At 57.3% G+C, this 17,013-nt stretch carries 11 protein-coding genes and 1 pseudogene; 4 read left to right on the top strand and 8 right to left on the bottom strand.

The annotated features are described in order from the left end of the window. Nucleotides 1-111: 111 nt before the first annotated feature. The 8 genes and pseudogenes from ACD590_RS35285 to ACD590_RS35250 form a co-directional block, all read right to left on the bottom strand. Nucleotides 112-1,641, bottom strand: a complete 1,530-nt coding sequence (locus ACD590_RS35285) for an aldehyde dehydrogenase (NADP(+)) (RefSeq protein ID WP_439004391.1) — start codon at nt 1,639-1,641, stop codon at nt 112-114. A 550-nt stretch (nt 1,642-2,191) separates the two neighbouring features. Then, nucleotides 2,192-3,282, bottom strand: a pseudogene (gene fcl, locus ACD590_RS35280) (GDP-L-fucose synthase). Beyond that, nucleotides 3,275-4,378 (bottom strand): GDP-mannose 4,6-dehydratase, encoded by a 1,104-nt coding sequence (gene gmd, locus ACD590_RS35275; RefSeq protein ID WP_018247097.1) that lies wholly within the window; start codon nt 4,376-4,378, stop codon nt 3,275-3,277. The pseudogene fcl and the gene gmd overlap by 8 nt, the downstream one beginning before the upstream one ends. 92 nt (nt 4,379-4,470) lie before the next feature. Further along, on the bottom strand, nt 4,471-6,684 hold the full coding sequence (locus ACD590_RS35270) for a GumC family protein (RefSeq protein ID WP_439004390.1): 2,214 nt from the start codon (nt 6,682-6,684) through the stop codon (nt 4,471-4,473). Continuing rightward, complete coding sequence (locus ACD590_RS35265) at nt 6,681-7,823, bottom strand: glycosyltransferase family 4 protein (protein WP_439004389.1); 1,143 nt, start codon at nt 7,821-7,823, stop codon at nt 6,681-6,683. Before ACD590_RS35265 ends, ACD590_RS35270 begins: the two co-directional genes overlap by 4 nt. Beyond that, a complete protein-coding gene (locus ACD590_RS35260) occupies nt 7,817-8,917 on the bottom strand; it encodes a glycosyltransferase family 4 protein (protein WP_439004388.1) in 1,101 nt (366 codons plus the stop codon). Before ACD590_RS35260 ends, ACD590_RS35265 begins: the two co-directional genes overlap by 7 nt. Further along, entirely contained in the window at nt 8,914-9,864 is a 951-nt protein-coding gene (locus ACD590_RS35255) for a glycosyltransferase family 2 protein (protein ID WP_439004387.1), read from the bottom strand. Before ACD590_RS35255 ends, ACD590_RS35260 begins: the two co-directional genes overlap by 4 nt. 9 nt (nt 9,865-9,873) lie before the next feature. After that, on the bottom strand, nt 9,874-10,050 hold the full coding sequence (locus tag ACD590_RS35250) for a hypothetical protein (protein WP_247264744.1): 177 nt from the start codon (nt 10,048-10,050) through the stop codon (nt 9,874-9,876). 414 nt (nt 10,051-10,464) lie between these two features. Here ACD590_RS35250 and ACD590_RS35245 point away from each other — a divergent pair, with 414 nt between their 5' ends. The 4 genes from ACD590_RS35245 (at nt 10,465) to ACD590_RS35230 (ending at nt 16,996) form a co-directional block, all read left to right on the top strand. Further along, a complete protein-coding gene (locus ACD590_RS35245; RefSeq protein ID WP_247264743.1) occupies nt 10,465-11,784 on the top strand; it encodes an O-antigen ligase family protein in 1,320 nt (439 codons plus the stop codon). Next, entirely contained in the window at nt 11,781-13,907 is a 2,127-nt protein-coding gene (locus ACD590_RS35240; RefSeq protein ID WP_439004386.1) for a right-handed parallel beta-helix repeat-containing protein, read from the top strand. Before ACD590_RS35245 ends, ACD590_RS35240 begins: the two co-directional genes overlap by 4 nt. Before the next feature lie 721 nt (nt 13,908-14,628). After that, complete coding sequence (locus ACD590_RS35235; protein ID WP_047622230.1) at nt 14,629-15,495, top strand: WecB/TagA/CpsF family glycosyltransferase; 867 nt, start codon at nt 14,629-14,631, stop codon at nt 15,493-15,495. A gap of 7 nt (nt 15,496-15,502) precedes the next feature. Then, nucleotides 15,503-16,996, top strand: coding sequence for a sugar transferase (locus ACD590_RS35230; protein WP_439004405.1), 1,494 nt, complete (start codon nt 15,503-15,505; stop codon nt 16,994-16,996). Nucleotides 16,997-17,013 lie beyond the last annotated feature (17 nt).

Raw genomic sequence — 17,013 nt, 5'->3', positions numbered from 1 at the left:
ACCCATGTCCGCAGCGTTGGTCGCGCGCGGGGTGGGAGGGTGCTCCTCGAAAGGTCGCCCCCTCGTTTCCCTCACGAGATAGGTTGCTGGTAAGAACGCGGATGCTGGGAGCTACCTGCTCTGAAGTGGCGCCGGAAGCAACTCAGGTGGAAAGTCCTGGTAGGAAACCGGTCGCAAAAACCGATAGATTGCCAGCGTGCCGACTGAAGTCGACCGACCGTCGGACGTTGCCGGGTACGGCCCGCCGTGCACCATCGCCGGAGAAACCTCGACGCCGGTGCCGAACCCGTTCACGAGGAGACGACCGGCCAGGAGCTCCAACTGGGAAAGCATTTCCGCAGCATTCGACAAGTCGTCTTGGTGGACGTGCAGGGCAATCGTCAATTGACCTTCCAAAGCGTTCACGACCTGGCGCAGATCTGCTTCATCCCGGCAACGCACGATCAATCCTGCTGCGCCGAATATCTCCTCCTGAAGCTCGGGCTCTGACAGGAAGGATGCCGAGGTCGTTTCAAAGAGGGCTGCCACTGCCTGTTGCGGCGTTCCCTGCTTTCCCGTCGCCAACTGCGATACGGAAGACGACGCCGACAGTCTGGCGACACCCTTCCGATAGGCCTCGCATATCCCCCCGGTCAGCATCGTTTGAGCCGGAGATTCCTGAAGAGCTGCGGAGGCAGCGTTTATGAACGCGTCGAGGCCGGGGCCATCGATTGCGATGATGAGGCCTGGATTGGTGCAGAACTGACCGGCTCCCAAGGTCAAGGAGGACGCGAACGATTTCCCGATCGCTTCCGCGTTGTTCTGCAGGGCGTTCGGGAAAAGGATGACGGGATTGATGCTGCTCATTTCGGCGTAGACCGGAATTGGCTGCTTCCGCTCCGACGCAATCTTCATCAGTGCGGTTCCGCCGCGCCAGGAGCCCGTAAAGCCCACTGCACGTATCCGATGATCGGCGACAAGCATCTGTCCAACCTCAAAACCAGCGTCGAACAGTAAGGCGAAAGTTCCTGCCGGCAGGCCGCTTGCTGCGACCGCCTGCTGGACGGCGCTGCCGACAAGCGCCGACGTTCCGGGGTGGGCGGAATGAGCCTTCACGATGACCGGACAACCGGCCGCAAGAGCGGAGGCCGTATCGCCTCCTGCGACGGAGAAAGCAAGAGGGAAATTCGAAGCGCCAAACACCGCCACAGGCCCGAGAGCCACGTTGCGAAGACGAAGATCAGGCTTGGGTGCAGGCTTCCGATCGGGATCGGCCGGATCGAACCGGAGTTCTTGGAATGCACCTTCGCGTACCTCTTTGGCGAACAGGCGAAGCTGGCCGACGGTTCTCGTTCGTTCGCCTTCGAGACGCCCGCGCGGCAGGCCGGTTTCGTCCATCGCTCTCAGGATCAGATCGTCACCGAGTTCGAAAATGTTCTCTGCAATCGCCTCCAGGAAAAGCGCGCGCTTCTCCAGCGGTGTCTCCCGATAAATGGGAAAAGCATCCCAGGCGATAGCCGTGGCTTGCGCCACCTGATCTTTTGTCGCTCCCGCAAAGCTCGGCTCCATAGGTGAGCCGCTGGCGGGATTGGTGGCGGAAAAGCTGGCTGCGCCGCCCCGCAGAACCGCGCCGCCGATGAGAAGATCGCCGGAGACTTTCATGATACATCCTTTCGAAAACCTATTCTGGACCACTGTTCAGGTCCGCGTTAAAAGATCGCTTGCGGACGTTTCAACGATGATGGCTGGATGTAGTTAGTCTCAGAGCGCCGCAAAACCAAGTCACGGGGTCAAAAAGTAATACTTTTTTCAGCCTCCGATATTGTCCTTCAAGATCGCTCAGCGATCGAGAGTTTCACCGCCTCGTCGAAAACCCACCGGCGCCAAAGATCGGCGAGGAAGAACTGAACGCCCTGCTTCAGGAAAGAGTGGCCACGCGCTTCGAACGCGGTGCGGCCAAGCCTGCCGACTTTACTGCAGCGATTGTCGTTCGACAGCCAGCCGAAGGTAATCTCGCGGAGCCATCCGACTGGACTATCCGTGCAAGAGCGCGACAAGCGGTATCGGCATCTCGACCGGGAAAAAATCCATCGCCGCCCTGATAATCATCGCCCACACGGTTATTAGGAAAATTAACGCTGCAATCCTAATTTCTACTGGTTGCATTATTTGCTCCCCCCAGCATGTGCGTCCCCCCCGAGACAAAACCTTATTATTCCTCGCGCAAATTCGCTGTGCGCGAGGGATGATGTGCGACTGTAGAGAGAGTGGGCGCGTGCAGCGCCGAAGTTTTGGCTCTCTCAAACCTGATGCCGCTTTGACCGATCAAGTCGCCGGACATAGCCTGTTGCTGCGTTCGAGATAATGCCCATCAAGGAAGGAGCGGTAAGCGTCCGCGATACCCTCCTTCAGACCGATCTTAGGAGACCAGCCGAGCGTGCGAAGCTTGTCGACGCTCAAGAGTTTACGTGGCGTGCCATCTGGCTTGGTCAGGTCGCGCGTGATCTTGCCTTCGAAACCAACGACCTTGGAGACGAGGTATCCCAAATCCAGGATGGTAATGTCTTCGCCCGAACCTACGTTCACATGACTTTCGGCGGAATAGGTCTTCATGAGATGCAGGCAGGCGTCGGCGCAATCGTCAACATGCAGGAATTCGCGCCGCGGCGTGCCAGTACCCCAGATGCATATCTCTTGCTGCTGGTTGATCTTGGCCTCATGCGCCTTGCGTATCAACGCCGGCATGACATGGCTTGACCCGAGGTCAAAATTATCCCCTGGACCGTAAAGATTGGTAGGCATGGCCGAGATGAAATCTCTACCGTGCTGTTTGCGATAAGCTTCGCAGAGCTTTAATCCGGCAATCTTGGCAACCGCATACCATTCATTCGTGGGTTCAAGCGATCCAGTCAGGAGTGAGTCCTCAACGATCGGCTGATCGGCGAATTTCGGATAGATGCAGGACGAGCCCAGAAACATCAGTTTTTCGACGTGAGCTCTATGGGCTGCGTGGATGACGTTCGCTTGGAGAATCAAGTTGTCGTAAAGGAAGTCGGCCGGATAGGTAGCGTTCGCCAGAATACCGCCGACCCTCGCAGCAGCCAGGAAGACAGCGTCCGGACGATTCTCGTTCATCCAGGCCTCAACCTGGTCCTGCCGTCTGAGATCGACCTCGGCGCGGGTGGCCGTCAAAATCTCGCAGCCCTCGGAAGCGAGACGCCGCACGATCGCAGAGCCCACCATGCCGCGGTGGCCCGCGACATAGACCCTTTTTCCGCCAAGGCTATAGATCACCTCAGGCATAGGCAAAACCTTTGGTTACGCCTACCGACGGCACGTTTCGTGCCATGACCTTCAGATCCTCGCGAACCATCTCCGTAACCAGTTGATCAAGACTGGTCTCATGTTTCCAGCCAAGCTTCGTGTGCGCCTTCGTCGGATCGCCAATCAGAAGATCAACTTCGGTCGGACGGAAGTAAGCTGGATCGATCTCCACCACACACTGACCGGATGTCTTATCGTATCCCTTTTCCTCAACCCCGTTCCCACGCCAATCAATCGGCATGCCCACCTTGGCAAAGGCCTTGTCGACAAAGGAACGAACCGAGTGCGTTTCGCCGGTCGCAAGGACATAGTCCTCCGGTTCGTCCTGTTGCAGCATCAGCCACATGCCGCGGACATATTCTCGTGCATGTCCCCAGTCGCGCTTGGCATCCAAATTGCCGAGATAGAGCCTTTCCTGCAGCCCAAGATGGATCGCCGCCGCAGCCCGGGTGATTTTACGCGTCACGAAGGTTTCGCCGCGGATCGGGCTTTCATGATTGAACAAAATGCCGTTCGAGGCGTGCATGCCATATGCCTCGCGATAATTGACCACTATCCAATAGGCATAAAGCTTGGCCACCGCGTAGGGTGATCGAGGGTAGAACGGGGTCGTTTCGCTCTGCGGGACTTCCTGGACTTTGCCGTAGAGCTCGGAGGTGGACGCTTGATAGAAGCGGGTCTTCCTGGTCAGCCCAAGGAGGCGAATTGCTTCAAGCAGCCGAAGGGTCCCGGTTCCATCTGCGTTAGCAGTATATTCCGGTGTCTCGAAAGAGACTTGAACGTGGCTCTGTGCGGCAAGATTATAGACCTCGTCCGGCTGCGTTTCCTGAACGACACGGATGAGATTCGTCGAATCAGTCATGTCCCCGAAATGCAAAATAAAGCGAGGATTCTCGACATGGGGATCCTCATATAGATGCTCGATGCGACTGGTGTTGAAGGATGATGAGCGTCGCTTGAGGCCGTGAACAATATAGCCCTTCTCCAGGAGCAATTCGGCCAAATACGCACCGTCCTGACCTGTTATACCCGTAATCAGCGCGACTTTTCGGTTCTTTGTCATTCCCGTATCCATGATTGCCCTCCAACTCGAATACCAATGCAGAAGCGGATGATGCTGTATATTTCGTACAATATCACACAAATGAGAGTTTAGTGCTTTATATTTTAAGTATTAGCTCCCTTTAAGCTGTAGTATTTCATCAGTGATTTCGAAAACAATTCCGAGTCACTGAAATTATACAACGCATGCCTTGCGGGATTTACATTGTTGATCGCGACAACGATTTCAGAATTTCTCGAGATTTTCATTTGCTGCAGGCTGAACTCGACCGCGCGGCGGCTCGTCTTTCCCCATCTAACGACCGCCAGTGTTCTTTCCGCCAGGGCAGTCAAATGCACGGTATCTGCCGAGGCGAGCACAGGCGCGCTGTCGAAGATGACAATCTGGCCAGCCGCGCCCGCCATCTCGATGATTTCCGCCAGGCCGTTCGAACGGATGCGCCGCTGGAGACTAAATCTTCCAGATGGAATGAAGTCGATACCGCATGGATGGCGGTAGATGATGTCGCGGAGATCGGCCTGACCATTCAGGAATTCGTTCAGTCCGTATTTTAACCCCGACCTGAAAAACGAATCGAGTTTTCCCCGCCGAAGGTCGCCATCGACCAGCAGCACCGGAATTGCGGCGGCGGCAAGTTCGATAGCCAGCGATCTCGCGACAAGCGACTTGCCTTCCCCGCTGTGGGCCGAGGTAACGACGATACTGCTCGGCGACTTGCCGCCATTGGACTGCTTGAGTGAAAGCACCACGGTACGGATTGCTTCGTCAAACATCGGGACCGGCATATGTTCGAACATCGTTTTCGAATTTTCCCACCGCGCCAGACGCGGGATAAGTCCAGCCGGTATCGTGCGCGCCATTGCAGTTACTTGGTCGAAACTCCGGACCGTCCGATCCGACATTTCGATCACGAAAGCAGCCGTTACGGCACCCGAGATTGCAGCCAGGAGGGCACCCACCAGATAGAAAAGCCGTCCACGTCCCTGCGGCGCGAGCGGCACTGTAGCCGGTGATAAAACTTCCAATTCCGCCCCCGGCAGCATGGCCTTCGCGGCGAGGTCACGGCGCTGGTTCTCAAGCTTGTCGAGTGCCGTTTGTTCCTTTTCGGCGATTTTCTGCAGTCGCGACAACTCCGTCTGCACCAGCGCATCGCGTATGCGTTTTTCTTGAGCAACAACCAACCGGGATTGTACTCCTTCAGCTTCATGATCAAGTGCGGTGAGCTTCGCGCGCATTGTCTGGAGATATTGCTTGGTCGCAAGGTCGAGATCGGCACGGGATTTTTCGATCTCGCCACGTAAATCCACCACGGCCTCGGCATTGCCGTCATATGTCTCAAGAAGACGGGCGAGATCCTGCTCCTGTCCGCGAAGATCGCGTTGCTTTATGGCAATGCTATCGGGGACGACGATATTCTGTGCGACGACCGAAGCTTTATCCGCTGCTTCCAGCGCCGATATCACCCCCTCTACCTCAACGCGGCTTTCTTCGATTTTCCCTTCCCGGCCAGTGAGCTCTAGAAATGACTTGATCCGTTCCTCCTGAGCGTCCTCTTTCGAGACGACGTCCATCGATTCTTGGTAGTTGCGGGCAGCGTCGCGAGAAATGTCCGCGCGAGCCTGCTGTTCGGTGATGCGCTGTCGGATCCATTCTCCCGCTGTCTCCAGGCGGGCATCGACACTGCCCTTCCGTTCATCGAGGTAAATGCTGATGATCCGGTTCGGAACCGCGGCTGCGAGTAGAGGATCAGTCGAATTGAAGCTGATCTGGACAACGTCACTCTTATCTTCATGCCACACGCCGAGCGCCCTAAAATATTCCGGGATGATGGCGTTGATGTTGTCCCGATCAGGCGGAGTGGTTTTTTTTGTGTCGAACAGGCCGCGCAACGTGGCCCGGACCCTTTCAATGAACGAGATCTCCCGCAGCGCAGGATTGAATTCCTCCCGCACTTCAAGATGCAGCTCGCGGACAACACGCTCTGCGATGCTTCTGGATCGAAGCCGTTCAGTCTCCGATTTCGCGTCAAGCAGATCACTGTGGCTGGCATCGTCCGCATCAAGTGATGTTGCGAGGGGCTGGTGGACAATTAACCGGGCCCAGCCCTGGTAGGTGGGCTCCAACCCAAAGATCATAATCGCCGCGGGCGCCATGAACAGAACGGTTATCGCGATGATCATGATCATTCTTCGCCGGACGAGACGGAAGACGGATGCCAGGTCGAAGTTGTCCGCCTTGGTCTCCACCTGAAAGCGAGGATCGTAGCGCATCTGTGAGATCGGAAGGTTGCGGTCCGGCGGAACAGTGGAAATCGTCATCGTGCGCCAACCATTGCTTGAGGTTTCGCGGAAACGGTTTCGTAAAGTTTCTCGAGCGACCGCATATAGGCCCACATGCTGAAATGGTTGAGATAATGTGCGCGCCCCTGGACCGAGAGGCGGATGCAGATTTCTGGATCGGACACCAGCTTCGCCAGGGCTGCAGCCAGGGCATCCTGGTCTCCGACTGGGACGAAGATGCCGGTTTCACCGTCGGTAAGGACTTCGTCATGCGCCCCAACACGCGTGGTAACGACGGCGAGGCCGTGGGACAGCCCTTCGAGCACAGCCATTGCCAGACCTTCGGCGTGCGAAGGCAAGACCAGGATATCTGCTCGTGCACACAGGGCCCGCGCCTCACTGGCGTCAAGCCAGCCGGGCATCTCTACCTGATTTGAAAGCGCCATGGCGTCAGCCTGACGGCGATAATCCTCGACAGGTCCGTCGCCGGCCAGCACAGCCCGCCACTGGAGTTCTTTCATGACCGGGTGGCTCAGGGCCAACAGAAGCTCCGTGACCCCCTTGCGTTCGCTCAACCGGCCAAGGAATACGATCAACGGTGTCTGACCGACGCGAATATTGTGCGCCCCGGGATCGGGGACGCAATTATGGGCAACGACCGTGCGGCGCTCGTCAACGCCCAAAAGTGTCGTCAGCGTCATGCGATCGCGCCGGCCGAGCGCCACAACGCAATCGGCATTCTGAAACATCCGACGTATGAGCCGTTGTCGGCGCGGCGAGCGTTTCTCAAAGTCGCCGGCGTAGTCGTAGTCGTGCAGGTGTAATATGTGGCAGCACCCGAACAAACGGGCAGCCTCGGTCAGGATCAGTTTTCGGGAGGTGCTGCCGCGGCCAGCGATATGGAAATGGTGAATGCGGGCTGGCGCAACAATCCGGTCCTTTGCCATCATCAGGATGGCGCTGAGCATGCGTGCGGGTGACGTCACCTTGGACCACCGAGCCCCTCTGGTATCGGTGACGAAGTGTTTCGCGCCGGTCTCTTTCGCTGTCTCTGTTATATAGCCGACCAGCCTGCCAATGCCGCCGCCGTTCTCGCGGCCGCCCGCAACATAGTGGCGGACGCTAGCCGCGCTCCGTGCTGCCATTCGACTCCTGTCCGTGAGGGCCTCCATCAGCATGACCCGACCACCTCCCGATAAACGGCCGCGGCCTGGGCGCCGACCCGTTCAGGCGAATTCGGTCCTTGTGCCCATTCGAGCGCATTGGCACCGAAATTGTTTCTAAGCTCGCTATTGTCTGCCAATGTCCTGATAGCTGCGGCGAGCTCTTTGGCATCTCCGGGAGGGACCACCATTCCCAACCCATTGGGCTGAACGGTGCCCCGCAACTCGCCGACATCCGTCACGATGACCGGTTTGCCAAATGCAGCGGCAAGGTTGAGCACACCGCTTTGGGATGCTTCCGTATAGGGAAGCACGACGATGTCGGTGTCCAGGAAAAGCTGGGCGACCTCTGTATCCTCGATAAAACGATTGCGAATATCGTAGCGGCCGGCATCCCCCATCAGCGGCTTGAAGATCATCGGATTGTCGCCACGGCCTGCGACCGTGATGCGCAGGTTGGGAAGTACGTCCTTGAGCATCGCCTCGGCCCGGACCAGATGTTCCAGGCCCTTGTAGGCAAAAATCCGTCCGAAGAGCAGGACGCGTATCGTTCCATCCGCTTCGCGCGGCGCCATCTTCTGTCGCCGGGCGAGCTCCGCATAGCGAAGGATGGAGGGATGCGACAGAACATGGACACAGTCCGGCGATTTTGAATATCGATCGAGGACCAGCCGCTTCAGTCCCTCGCCGTGGACGACAAGATGTCCGGATTGTTTCACCATCAATTCGGGGGCCCAGCCGGGCAGTGTGCGCGTATCGGAATCGCCGGGATGGATTTCCACGTCGTGAACGGTCGTCACCAGCGGGATCGGGTGCCAGAACGGCACGGCGAGGTTCAGCCAAAGTGTAGAATTGCTGAGGAGATGAATGAGGTTCGGCCGTTCCCGCCGGATCAGACGTGTAAGCTGGTACAGAAACCAGGGATTGGAGGGAGAACGGTGTCTCGGCCAGTCCAGAAGGTGCAGATCGACAGCCGGATCGATGGAAGAGGCGAGATGTGCATACCGCCGGCGCGGTACGGCAAGCACAACGTTTAGGTGTTGGGCAACGCCGCTGGCAAACGAGATGGTATAGTCTTCGAGTTCGGAAACCAATAGCAGCGCCTTCATTTCGCTGCCTCCGACAAGCCGACGTCCAGACCGAGCCGTGACAGGCCGCGCGCCGAGCGCAAACTATCGCGCGTCCGCCTGAGCAGGTTCGGTTCGCCGGCAAAGAAGAGGCCTTCGACGGCAAGCTTGAACCGGGTGCGTGCATCGGCTCCCTGCAGCTTTGCCGACGCGATGCGATAGGGATAGTGATCCGTCAGATGTAGTCTTGCCGGCAGTTCATGGGCTGAGAGAAACAGGTTCGTCGCTTCAACAGTATGCTGCCAGTGCGTCATCCGCCTCCTTAGCGTGGTCGCATCCTCGGTCGCGCGATACCAGTTGTTATTGTGGATGCGGTAGAATCCAAGCGAATCCGGCATGGCAATAACGTCCCCCAGAAACGGATAGATCCCCACGAGCCAGGCGTCGGCTGATATGCGGAATTGCTCGGGAATGCTGCCCGCAGCATTCCATGCGCTACGTCGTACCGCGATGGCTGACGTCATCGGAAAAGGCCACCAACCAGCCGATCTCGTGAGCAGCGACGACAAAGCGCCCGAACACAGGCTTCGAGGGATCGGCTTGGAAGTCGGCGTGCCATCGACAAGCGTTGGCTGCAGTCGGTGATAGACGAGCGATGCTTGAGGGTTGGCGCGGAACGCTGCAGCCGCCGCCGACAGCTTGCTCGGCGCCCACCAGTCGTCGGCATCCAGAAAACAGAGGATCTCGCCCGTGCTTGATCCCACAGCGGTATTGATCGCAGCGGCCTGTCCTGCGTTCTCCTGAAAGATCAGCTTCACTCGGGTGCCATACGCTTCCAGGACGGACCGCGACTGGTCGGTGGAGCCGTCATCGACGACGATTATCTCGACGTTGCGCGCGTCTTGGCTCAACACGCTGTCTATCGCCCGCCCAACGAAGCGAGCGTAGTTGTAATTATTGATAAGGACACTGAGGGCCGGCCGCTCCATGACGCGCTCTCAGGCGGGTCGCGGCGATGCACCGCCATACAGCAGCGCAAAGTTGCTTAAGAGGTCGACCTTTATGCAGCCATCAAGGTTTGGAGCCTCGGCGATGGTGATATCCAAAATATCTTGTCGGCCGAACAGCATCTCGCGCAGAGCCGGTGAGATCGCCACGACGAGTAGAGCGCCCATCGTGTCGCATAGAGAACTAGGATCATGACGCAGAAACATAGTAATCCTAAACCTTTCAGGCTTCGACTGCAGAGAGAGCCTCAGTCAGAATTGTTGCCCCATTCCAGTGGAGCCGCGGCTTACCCCCCACGCTTCACAAGACATTCATTGCCACGGTACCGGTGAACGGACATGCGCAACATCTGCTCTTAAGGGCTATGCGCGGATATGAAGACCCGTCTTTTGGGCAAAGGCCGGCTGAAGGCTTACGCACAACACAGTCTTTGGGTGGAGCGAAGGTGCATTAGGCGTAGCCCGCCCTTCACTAGGACAGGTTGACTGCGGATGTGGCTGAATGATTGCTTGAGAGCAGCGAAGGCCGACAGTTTTTTATTGCCGCGCAGCCGCTTCTGTTCAAGTCAGTCGGGACGGACAATGAGAGTAGATAGCCTCAGAACCGCCAGCGGACCAGCCATCAGTTGGCGGGTCATCGAATGCTGGGGCGCCGGCATATCCATTTTTCTTCAGGCAGGCGCCTTTCTGCCACTCATCCTGTCAGATGCGGACGGAACGCTCAGCGAATCTGCCAAATCTATACTGCGTCTTCCTTGCTTTCCTGTGTATGCATTTACAATCGTGATCCTGATACGCAATTTTCCGCAATTTTTAACGGCGCTCAGGCGAAATCTGATTGTTCCCCTGATCCTTGTCCTGCCGTTTTTGTCTACCCTGTGGTCGATAGCACCTCCAACGACCTTGAGGCGCGCAATCGCCCTTTTGTTTTGCGTACTTCTTTCCTACGTTCTAGCGATACGGTTCACGCCAAGGCAGCTGCTGTTCCTGTTATTTGTGACCCTGGGAACTTGTAGCGTCCTCAGTGTGGTTGTCTCCGTGGTGTCGCCAAGGCTCGCCAGTATGCCGGATGGTGCTATGCGGGGCGTCTTCATTCACAAGAACGTCCTGGGCTGGTACGCGGCTCTGACGATCCTGGTCGCGACGGCTGTGCTGATAGACGGGACGCTCGGCCTGCGGCGAACCGCGTTCATCGTATTGGCCGCGGGTGTGATCTGCCTTGCAAGCTCCGGATCGATGACCGCGATCATTGCAACGTCAGTGGCCTATTGCCTGATCGGCTTTTATTCCCTCCTGCAAAGAAGCAGCAGCATTGGCCGCGTCGTCATCGTCCTGTTTTTCATTCAGCTGTCTCTCGGCATTCTGATTTCGCTTCACGAATTCCTGGTTCCGGCCCTTGAAGCGCTCGGCAAGGACGCGACTTTGACGGGTCGGGTGCCATTGTGGGAACTGGTTGATCGCGAAATATCCGATCGATGGTTTCTTGGTTATGGCTACCAGGCTTTCTGGACAACCGCGAACCCGGAAGCGACGCACATGTGGTTCAAGCTCGGATGGCCGGCGCCCCACGCGCATAATGGATACCGCGATATCTTGTTAAGCTTTGGAATAACGGGAATGATTCCGTTTGTTCTGATGCTTCCCCAGGCAATCCGCCGGGGCGCGGTCCTTCACTGTCACGATACGCAGTACGGGTGGCTCTGGCTCAACGTCCTAACAATCATGATTCTGGTGATGAATCTGACCGAGAGTATTTTTTTCGTTCAGAATGACGCCATCTTCATCCTGTTTACCGCAGCCATCATCATGTTTTCGCTGTACGCGCCCGTCGTTTCGCTCAACCGTTCGCCACCTTGGCAGACGCCTTCGCGTGGCGTTGCGAGCGGGTTGCAGATATCATGAGGCGGCGTTTTGGACTGATCCTGAGCATTTTGCCTGTCATGCTCTATCCGCAGTCCGGCAATCCGGCTCCGGTCGGGACAGAGATAGATGCGCCCGAGCGCTTGCAGATGCTCGTCAGGGAGGCCACTTGCGCGGAAGCTTCCGCGACTTTGTCGCCCGAGTTGAATGGGATTTCTTTAAGCGACGTATTGACCGGCAGCACCGGGCCGCGGACGATATTTTACGTTTCTCCCGATGGCAAAGACACCTGGAGCGGCCTCCTTCCGACGGCAAATCAGCAGGGTGACGATGGCCCTTTCGCCAGCATTGAAAGAGCCCGTGATGCTGCCCGCGCGAAGGGCGGCACCAACGCAATCGCGCTCGGTAAAGGCGATTACTACCTCACTCAGCCGATCGTCTTTGACGCCCGCGATATGGGCTTGATCCTCACGGCAAGATGCAAAGATGTGCCGATTTTGCATGGCGGACGACGCGTGCGCAACTGGGCGCAGCAGGCCGATGGTCGCTGGACGGCGCCACTGAAATTGCCACCGGATGAAGCGGTCGGTGACCTTTTCGTCAATGGGATGCGCCAAACTCGGGCTCGATTCCCTAACGCTCCCGCTGATGGTGATCCACGCAAGGGATGGTTGTTTGCCGCAAAGTGCAATCCTGCCATCGACATGTGGGAAGGAAACACGCGCTTTTGTTTCCATGCCGGCGATCTTCCGGCAGTGGATGATACAAGTGGATTGGTCGTGGACATCGTTGGGGGCTATCAACCCGGAAGCCAGTGGGGCAATGATACGCTCCCAGTCGTATCCATCGATGGCGCAGGCCGGACTGTCCATACGAAAGGCACCGGCTATTTCTTTACCGCAGAAGGCAGCCGCTATTTCCTGACCGGAGCCAAGGCCTTGCTCGATGCTCCCGGAGAGTGGTGGTACGACCTTGCCGCGGGCCAGCTCCATTACGTCCCTGTCGATCAGTCGTTACCCGATTCCGTAGTCGTCGCCGGCATTCTGCCGACATTCTTCAAATTGGATGGGGCCAATGGGATGGTCGTATCAGGGCTCGAGTTTAGAGATGGAGCTCCTGACGGCAGCGGTAAGTTCTATACGGAGACCAGAGGATTTGGCGCGATACGGATCGAACATGCTGATGGCGTCAAGATTGTCGGCAACAGTATCGACAATGTCGGCGTCGGGGTCCATGTGACTGAAAGCAAGGATGCGTTGATTGCCGCCAATGTGATCGCGAATGTGGCTGGCAACGGGATATACGTCGGCACAAATTATGGCACATTCGGCAAGTCGAACGGCGCCAGGATCCTTTCAAACCATATCCATGACATCGGAAAGGTTTACATTGAAACCGCCGGGATATGGTTCCAGGCGGCCGACAATGTCAGGATCGCCAACAACCTGATCGAAAACACGGCGCAGTTCGGAATCGCCGGCGGTTCGCTGTGGGGTTCCAACGACGCTGTCTATAACGCTGTCATCGAGCACAACGTGATCCATAACGCCAATCAGCAGACGGCAGATGGCGGTGCCATCAAGATGATGGGCGAGCAGGCCGACCCTCTGAACAGCACCATCCGCTCCAATCTGGTGACCGGGACCGGTCATCTCATGAACAGGGCCGATGGGACCTTCTGGCCTCCCGGATATGAGAATACCAGTGAATGGCCGTCTCCTATCAGCTGGGCGATCTATACGGATGGGAAGGCGAGCGGACTGCGTATCGAGGGGAATACGCTCTCGGGGAACGTCGCGGCGATCGGTATCAACGGCGGTTGGAGCAACCTGGTGGCGGGAAACGTCATCACACACGGATCGGGCGCGGCTTTTCGCGTTGATGACGGTACCGGCAGGGGTTGGCGTCCGCCATGGGCACGCCCTAATCGCATTGAGGAGAACGTTGTATCGGTTGACGGTGACAGCGGCGTTGTAGCGTATATCAACGCTCCCGATCTTGGGCTTGGATTTGTGCAATTCGCGCGCAACCGCTACAGCGGCAACCTGAACGACAAGAGCTTCAGGGTACATCCGCAGATCATGCGTTGGGGAGAATTTGGCAGTCTAGGAGATCTTCAGAAGGCTGGGAAGGACACGGGAAGCGTAGTCGCGCCGCGCGAGTAACAAAAGGCGCCGCGACGAGGGGTGTTCTGCTGCGATAAAGTCCGCAGCTATGGCGACTTATAACTCCTGCGCGAGGCTCGCAGGCATAGTCCATACAGGCATGTGCATCAAAATCAGGACCTAGAGATCTGGTAGGTGGGGCAGGTTTCCCGATAATGGGCGGGGCATTATTGGCAGCGAGCTATATCAGCACTTCTGCACTGAGCGTTCTGCGAACTTCAAGATGGCGATTGCAGCCTTCCTCGGCATAGGAATGGGTCCACGCATCAGACGGACCAAAGGTCACGAAAACTGCGACGCGGTGGGGAGCCTGCCGAGCCGTCGAATGCTCGATCGCGTCTAGATCTTTCCGCAGCTGGTTGGTTCTGTCGGACATCTCTGAACGCTCGCCAGCCGGGGGCCTTCATCTCGCCTATTGGGTTGACCATGTCTCTCTCCCCGGCTTTGTTCGCGCTCAAACCTCACCAGCTTTGATCGCACCAGAGTGAATAGCTTCTGCGACTCTGCGCGGGTCGAAACGCTATTTCGGGCCAACGGTCATCAAAAAGAGCAAAATGGTAAGCCGTGGGGTACGTAGACTTACTTCGAATATTGTACGTCATCGCGGCATAAGACGTAAATATGAAATCTCTTCTACGTCCAATAGCTGGAGCGGCAAGTATGGAGGCAATCGGCCTGCCGGGATATTCTGATGACAGTTTCGATCGCGAAAGCGTAGGTCATGGGAAAGCAAACAGCAGGCGGCAGCCAAACTTCAGTTCTTCATTCAAAGGGTCCCTTAGAATGGACGAATGTCCTTGGTGTTCGCATTTCAGCAGTCAATCTCAAAAGCGCGACCGGATTTATTCAAAAAGCGATCGAAGACGGCAGGAAGGAATATGTGTGCGTTCGCGACGCACACGGCATCGTCCGCTGTCAAGATGATCCCGAGCTCCGGTCGATACATAACCGGGCGTTCCTCGTAACTCCCGACGGCATGCCGCTTGTTTGGGCGCTGAGACATGCTGGCCATGTGGAAAGCGACAGGGTCTATGGACCGGATCTCATGCTATCCGTTTTCGATGCCGGCAGCTCCAAGGGCCTGCGCCACTTCCTTTATGGCGCAACGGCCGAAACGCTCGAACAACTGCAGGCGCGCCTTCTGGCAAAATTTCCGCAAGCACGGATCGTCGGCTCCTATGCGCCGCCTTTTCGCAAACTGTCGACGCGGGAGGAAACGGATATTGCTGACCGGCTCAATCGGTCGGGCGCCGATATCATCTGGGTCGGGCTGAGCAGTCCCAAGCAGGAACTCTGGATGGCGCGCATGCGCGATAGTCTGGAAGCATCGATGCTCATCGGTGTCGGAGCCGCATTCGATTTCCACGCCGGCCTCAAGCGGCAGGCTCCAAGGTTCATTCAAAGAAGCGGCTTCGAATGGGCGTTTCGTCTTTTGTGCGAGCCGCGACGGCTATGGCGGCGCTATGCGCTTGTCGTGCCGACCTTCATCTCACTGACGGCAGTCCAGAGACTGGGGCTTCGGAAGTTTCCGATCGAAGACAAGGTTTTTGGATCAAGCGCGCCAAAAGAAGCAGCTGCAAAGGTGTAAAGCCATCATGTCCCTATTTGCGTCGCCAGCAATGACACCGGGTCCGTCGAAGGCATCCACATCAAATGACGTGACGTCGCGGACGATTCCGGCAGGTTCCGTGCCGCCCATAGCAGCTAAGACCGCCGATCCCTTTGCACAGGCAGCGCTGAATATGCCCGTCGCACTACGGCGTCGGCTTGCTCGGCTTGCAACGTCGTCCTTCCTGGTCGCCGGCGACATTGCAAGCTATTTGATTGCCTATTTTGTTGTCCTGTCGGTTCTCCCCAGTGGTTCGGAGGGCACGATGGTGGAGCGTACGTTCACGATCGCAGCATTCGCTGCGATTATTCTCTACGCATCGGCCGGCCTCTATCCTGGATATCGGTTGCATGAGCACGAACATCTGCGGCGACGCACCATAGCTGCCGTCAAGGTGGCTGTCCTTGCGGCATTCGGAGCAATTATCCTGCCGGAGGGGGAACGACTGCTGCTTGCCGTTATTGGGTTCCTCGCTCTCGGGCTGATTGTTCAGCCACTTGTGCATTGGCTTGCACGAGGCCTGTGCTGGAAACTTGGAATCTGGGGGGAGCGCGCGGTTGTCATAGGGGGGTACAACCTTACTCCCGCTCTCGTGGCCCATTTCAAGAACCACTGGCAGCATGGCATCAGGCCGGAGCCCTTTTCCTCTGATACTTTGGAGGCATTGCCAGATGGCGGGCCATCCATTGCCATGATTGCGGGCGACACAGGCTCACTTGGACCCGACTTGGCGGCGATGCGTCGGAAGTTCGCCGAAGTCATTTTGCTGTCCGACACGCCGAGCCTCAAGGTAAGCGGATTGCGACCTGCGGATGTCGGCGGAGAGATCGGCATTCGCCTCACCACCGGTGGGAGGTCGGTCAACTCGGATCTGGTTCGCCGGATCCTCGATCTCGCCATCGCCATCCCTGCAATGATCGTGGTCGCCCCATTCATCGCGTTTGCGGCGGCTGCAATCTATGCCATCGATCCGGGCCCCGTCTTCTTCCGGCATACCAGGGAAGGACGGTCCGGCAAGCCGGTGCACGTCCTGAAATTGAGGACGATGTACCAAGATGCAGAACAGCGCCTTGAAGCACTATTCCGAGACAACCCTACCATGCGTGCCGAGTGGTTGAGCCACTTCAAGCTCAAGGACGATCCGCGCATCCTTCCGGTTATAGGACATATGCTGCGCGCTTCGAGCATCGACGAGCTCCCGCAATTGGCAAACATCATTGCCGGCCAGATGGCCATCGTCGGGCCGCGTCCGTTTCCGGAATATCACCTCCTGGCTATGGACGGCGAATTTCGAAACAAGCGCCGTTCCGTCACGCCGGGGCTCACGGGCCTTTGGCAAATATCCGAACGAAGCAATGCGGATATCGAGCTGCAGCAGCAACTCGACGAGTTCTACATCGACAACCGGTCCCTCTGGTTGGACTGCCAAATTCTTCTCAGCACAATCCCTGCGGTCTTCAAGCGCAGGGGAGCCTACTGACCATCCTCGTTTTCGCG

The sequence above is a fragment of the Rhizobium sp. 862_C5_N1_2 genome (assembly GCF_051811205.1).
Classification (GTDB): domain Bacteria; phylum Pseudomonadota; class Alphaproteobacteria; order Rhizobiales; family Rhizobiaceae; genus Rhizobium; species Rhizobium leguminosarum.
This window is presented reverse-complemented; position numbering and strand designations above follow the sequence as displayed.

Coding starts and splice junctions, on each gene's coding strand:
- ACD590_RS35285 (WP_439004391.1), bottom strand. CDS start 1,641: ATGAAAGTCTCCGGCGATCTTCTCATCGGCGGCGCGGTTCTGCGGGGC.
- gmd (WP_018247097.1), bottom strand. CDS start 4,378: ATGGATACGGGAATGACAAAGAACCGAAAAGTCGCGCTGATTACGGGT.
- ACD590_RS35270 (WP_439004390.1), bottom strand. CDS start 6,684: ATGACGATTTCCACTGTTCCGCCGGACCGCAACCTTCCGATCTCACAG.
- ACD590_RS35265 (WP_439004389.1), bottom strand. CDS start 7,823: ATGCTGATGGAGGCCCTCACGGACAGGAGTCGAATGGCAGCACGGAGC.
- ACD590_RS35260 (WP_439004388.1), bottom strand. CDS start 8,917: ATGAAGGCGCTGCTATTGGTTTCCGAACTCGAAGACTATACCATCTCG.
- ACD590_RS35255 (WP_439004387.1), bottom strand. CDS start 9,864: ATGGAGCGGCCGGCCCTCAGTGTCCTTATCAATAATTACAACTACGCT.
- ACD590_RS35250 (WP_247264744.1), bottom strand. CDS start 10,050: ATGGGCGCTCTACTCGTCGTGGCGATCTCACCGGCTCTGCGCGAGATG.
- ACD590_RS35245 (WP_247264743.1), top strand. CDS start 10,465: ATGAGAGTAGATAGCCTCAGAACCGCCAGCGGACCAGCCATCAGTTGG.
- ACD590_RS35240 (WP_439004386.1), top strand. CDS start 11,781: ATGAGGCGGCGTTTTGGACTGATCCTGAGCATTTTGCCTGTCATGCTC.
- ACD590_RS35235 (WP_047622230.1), top strand. CDS start 14,629: ATGGGAAAGCAAACAGCAGGCGGCAGCCAAACTTCAGTTCTTCATTCA.
- ACD590_RS35230 (WP_439004405.1), top strand. CDS start 15,503: ATGTCCCTATTTGCGTCGCCAGCAATGACACCGGGTCCGTCGAAGGCA.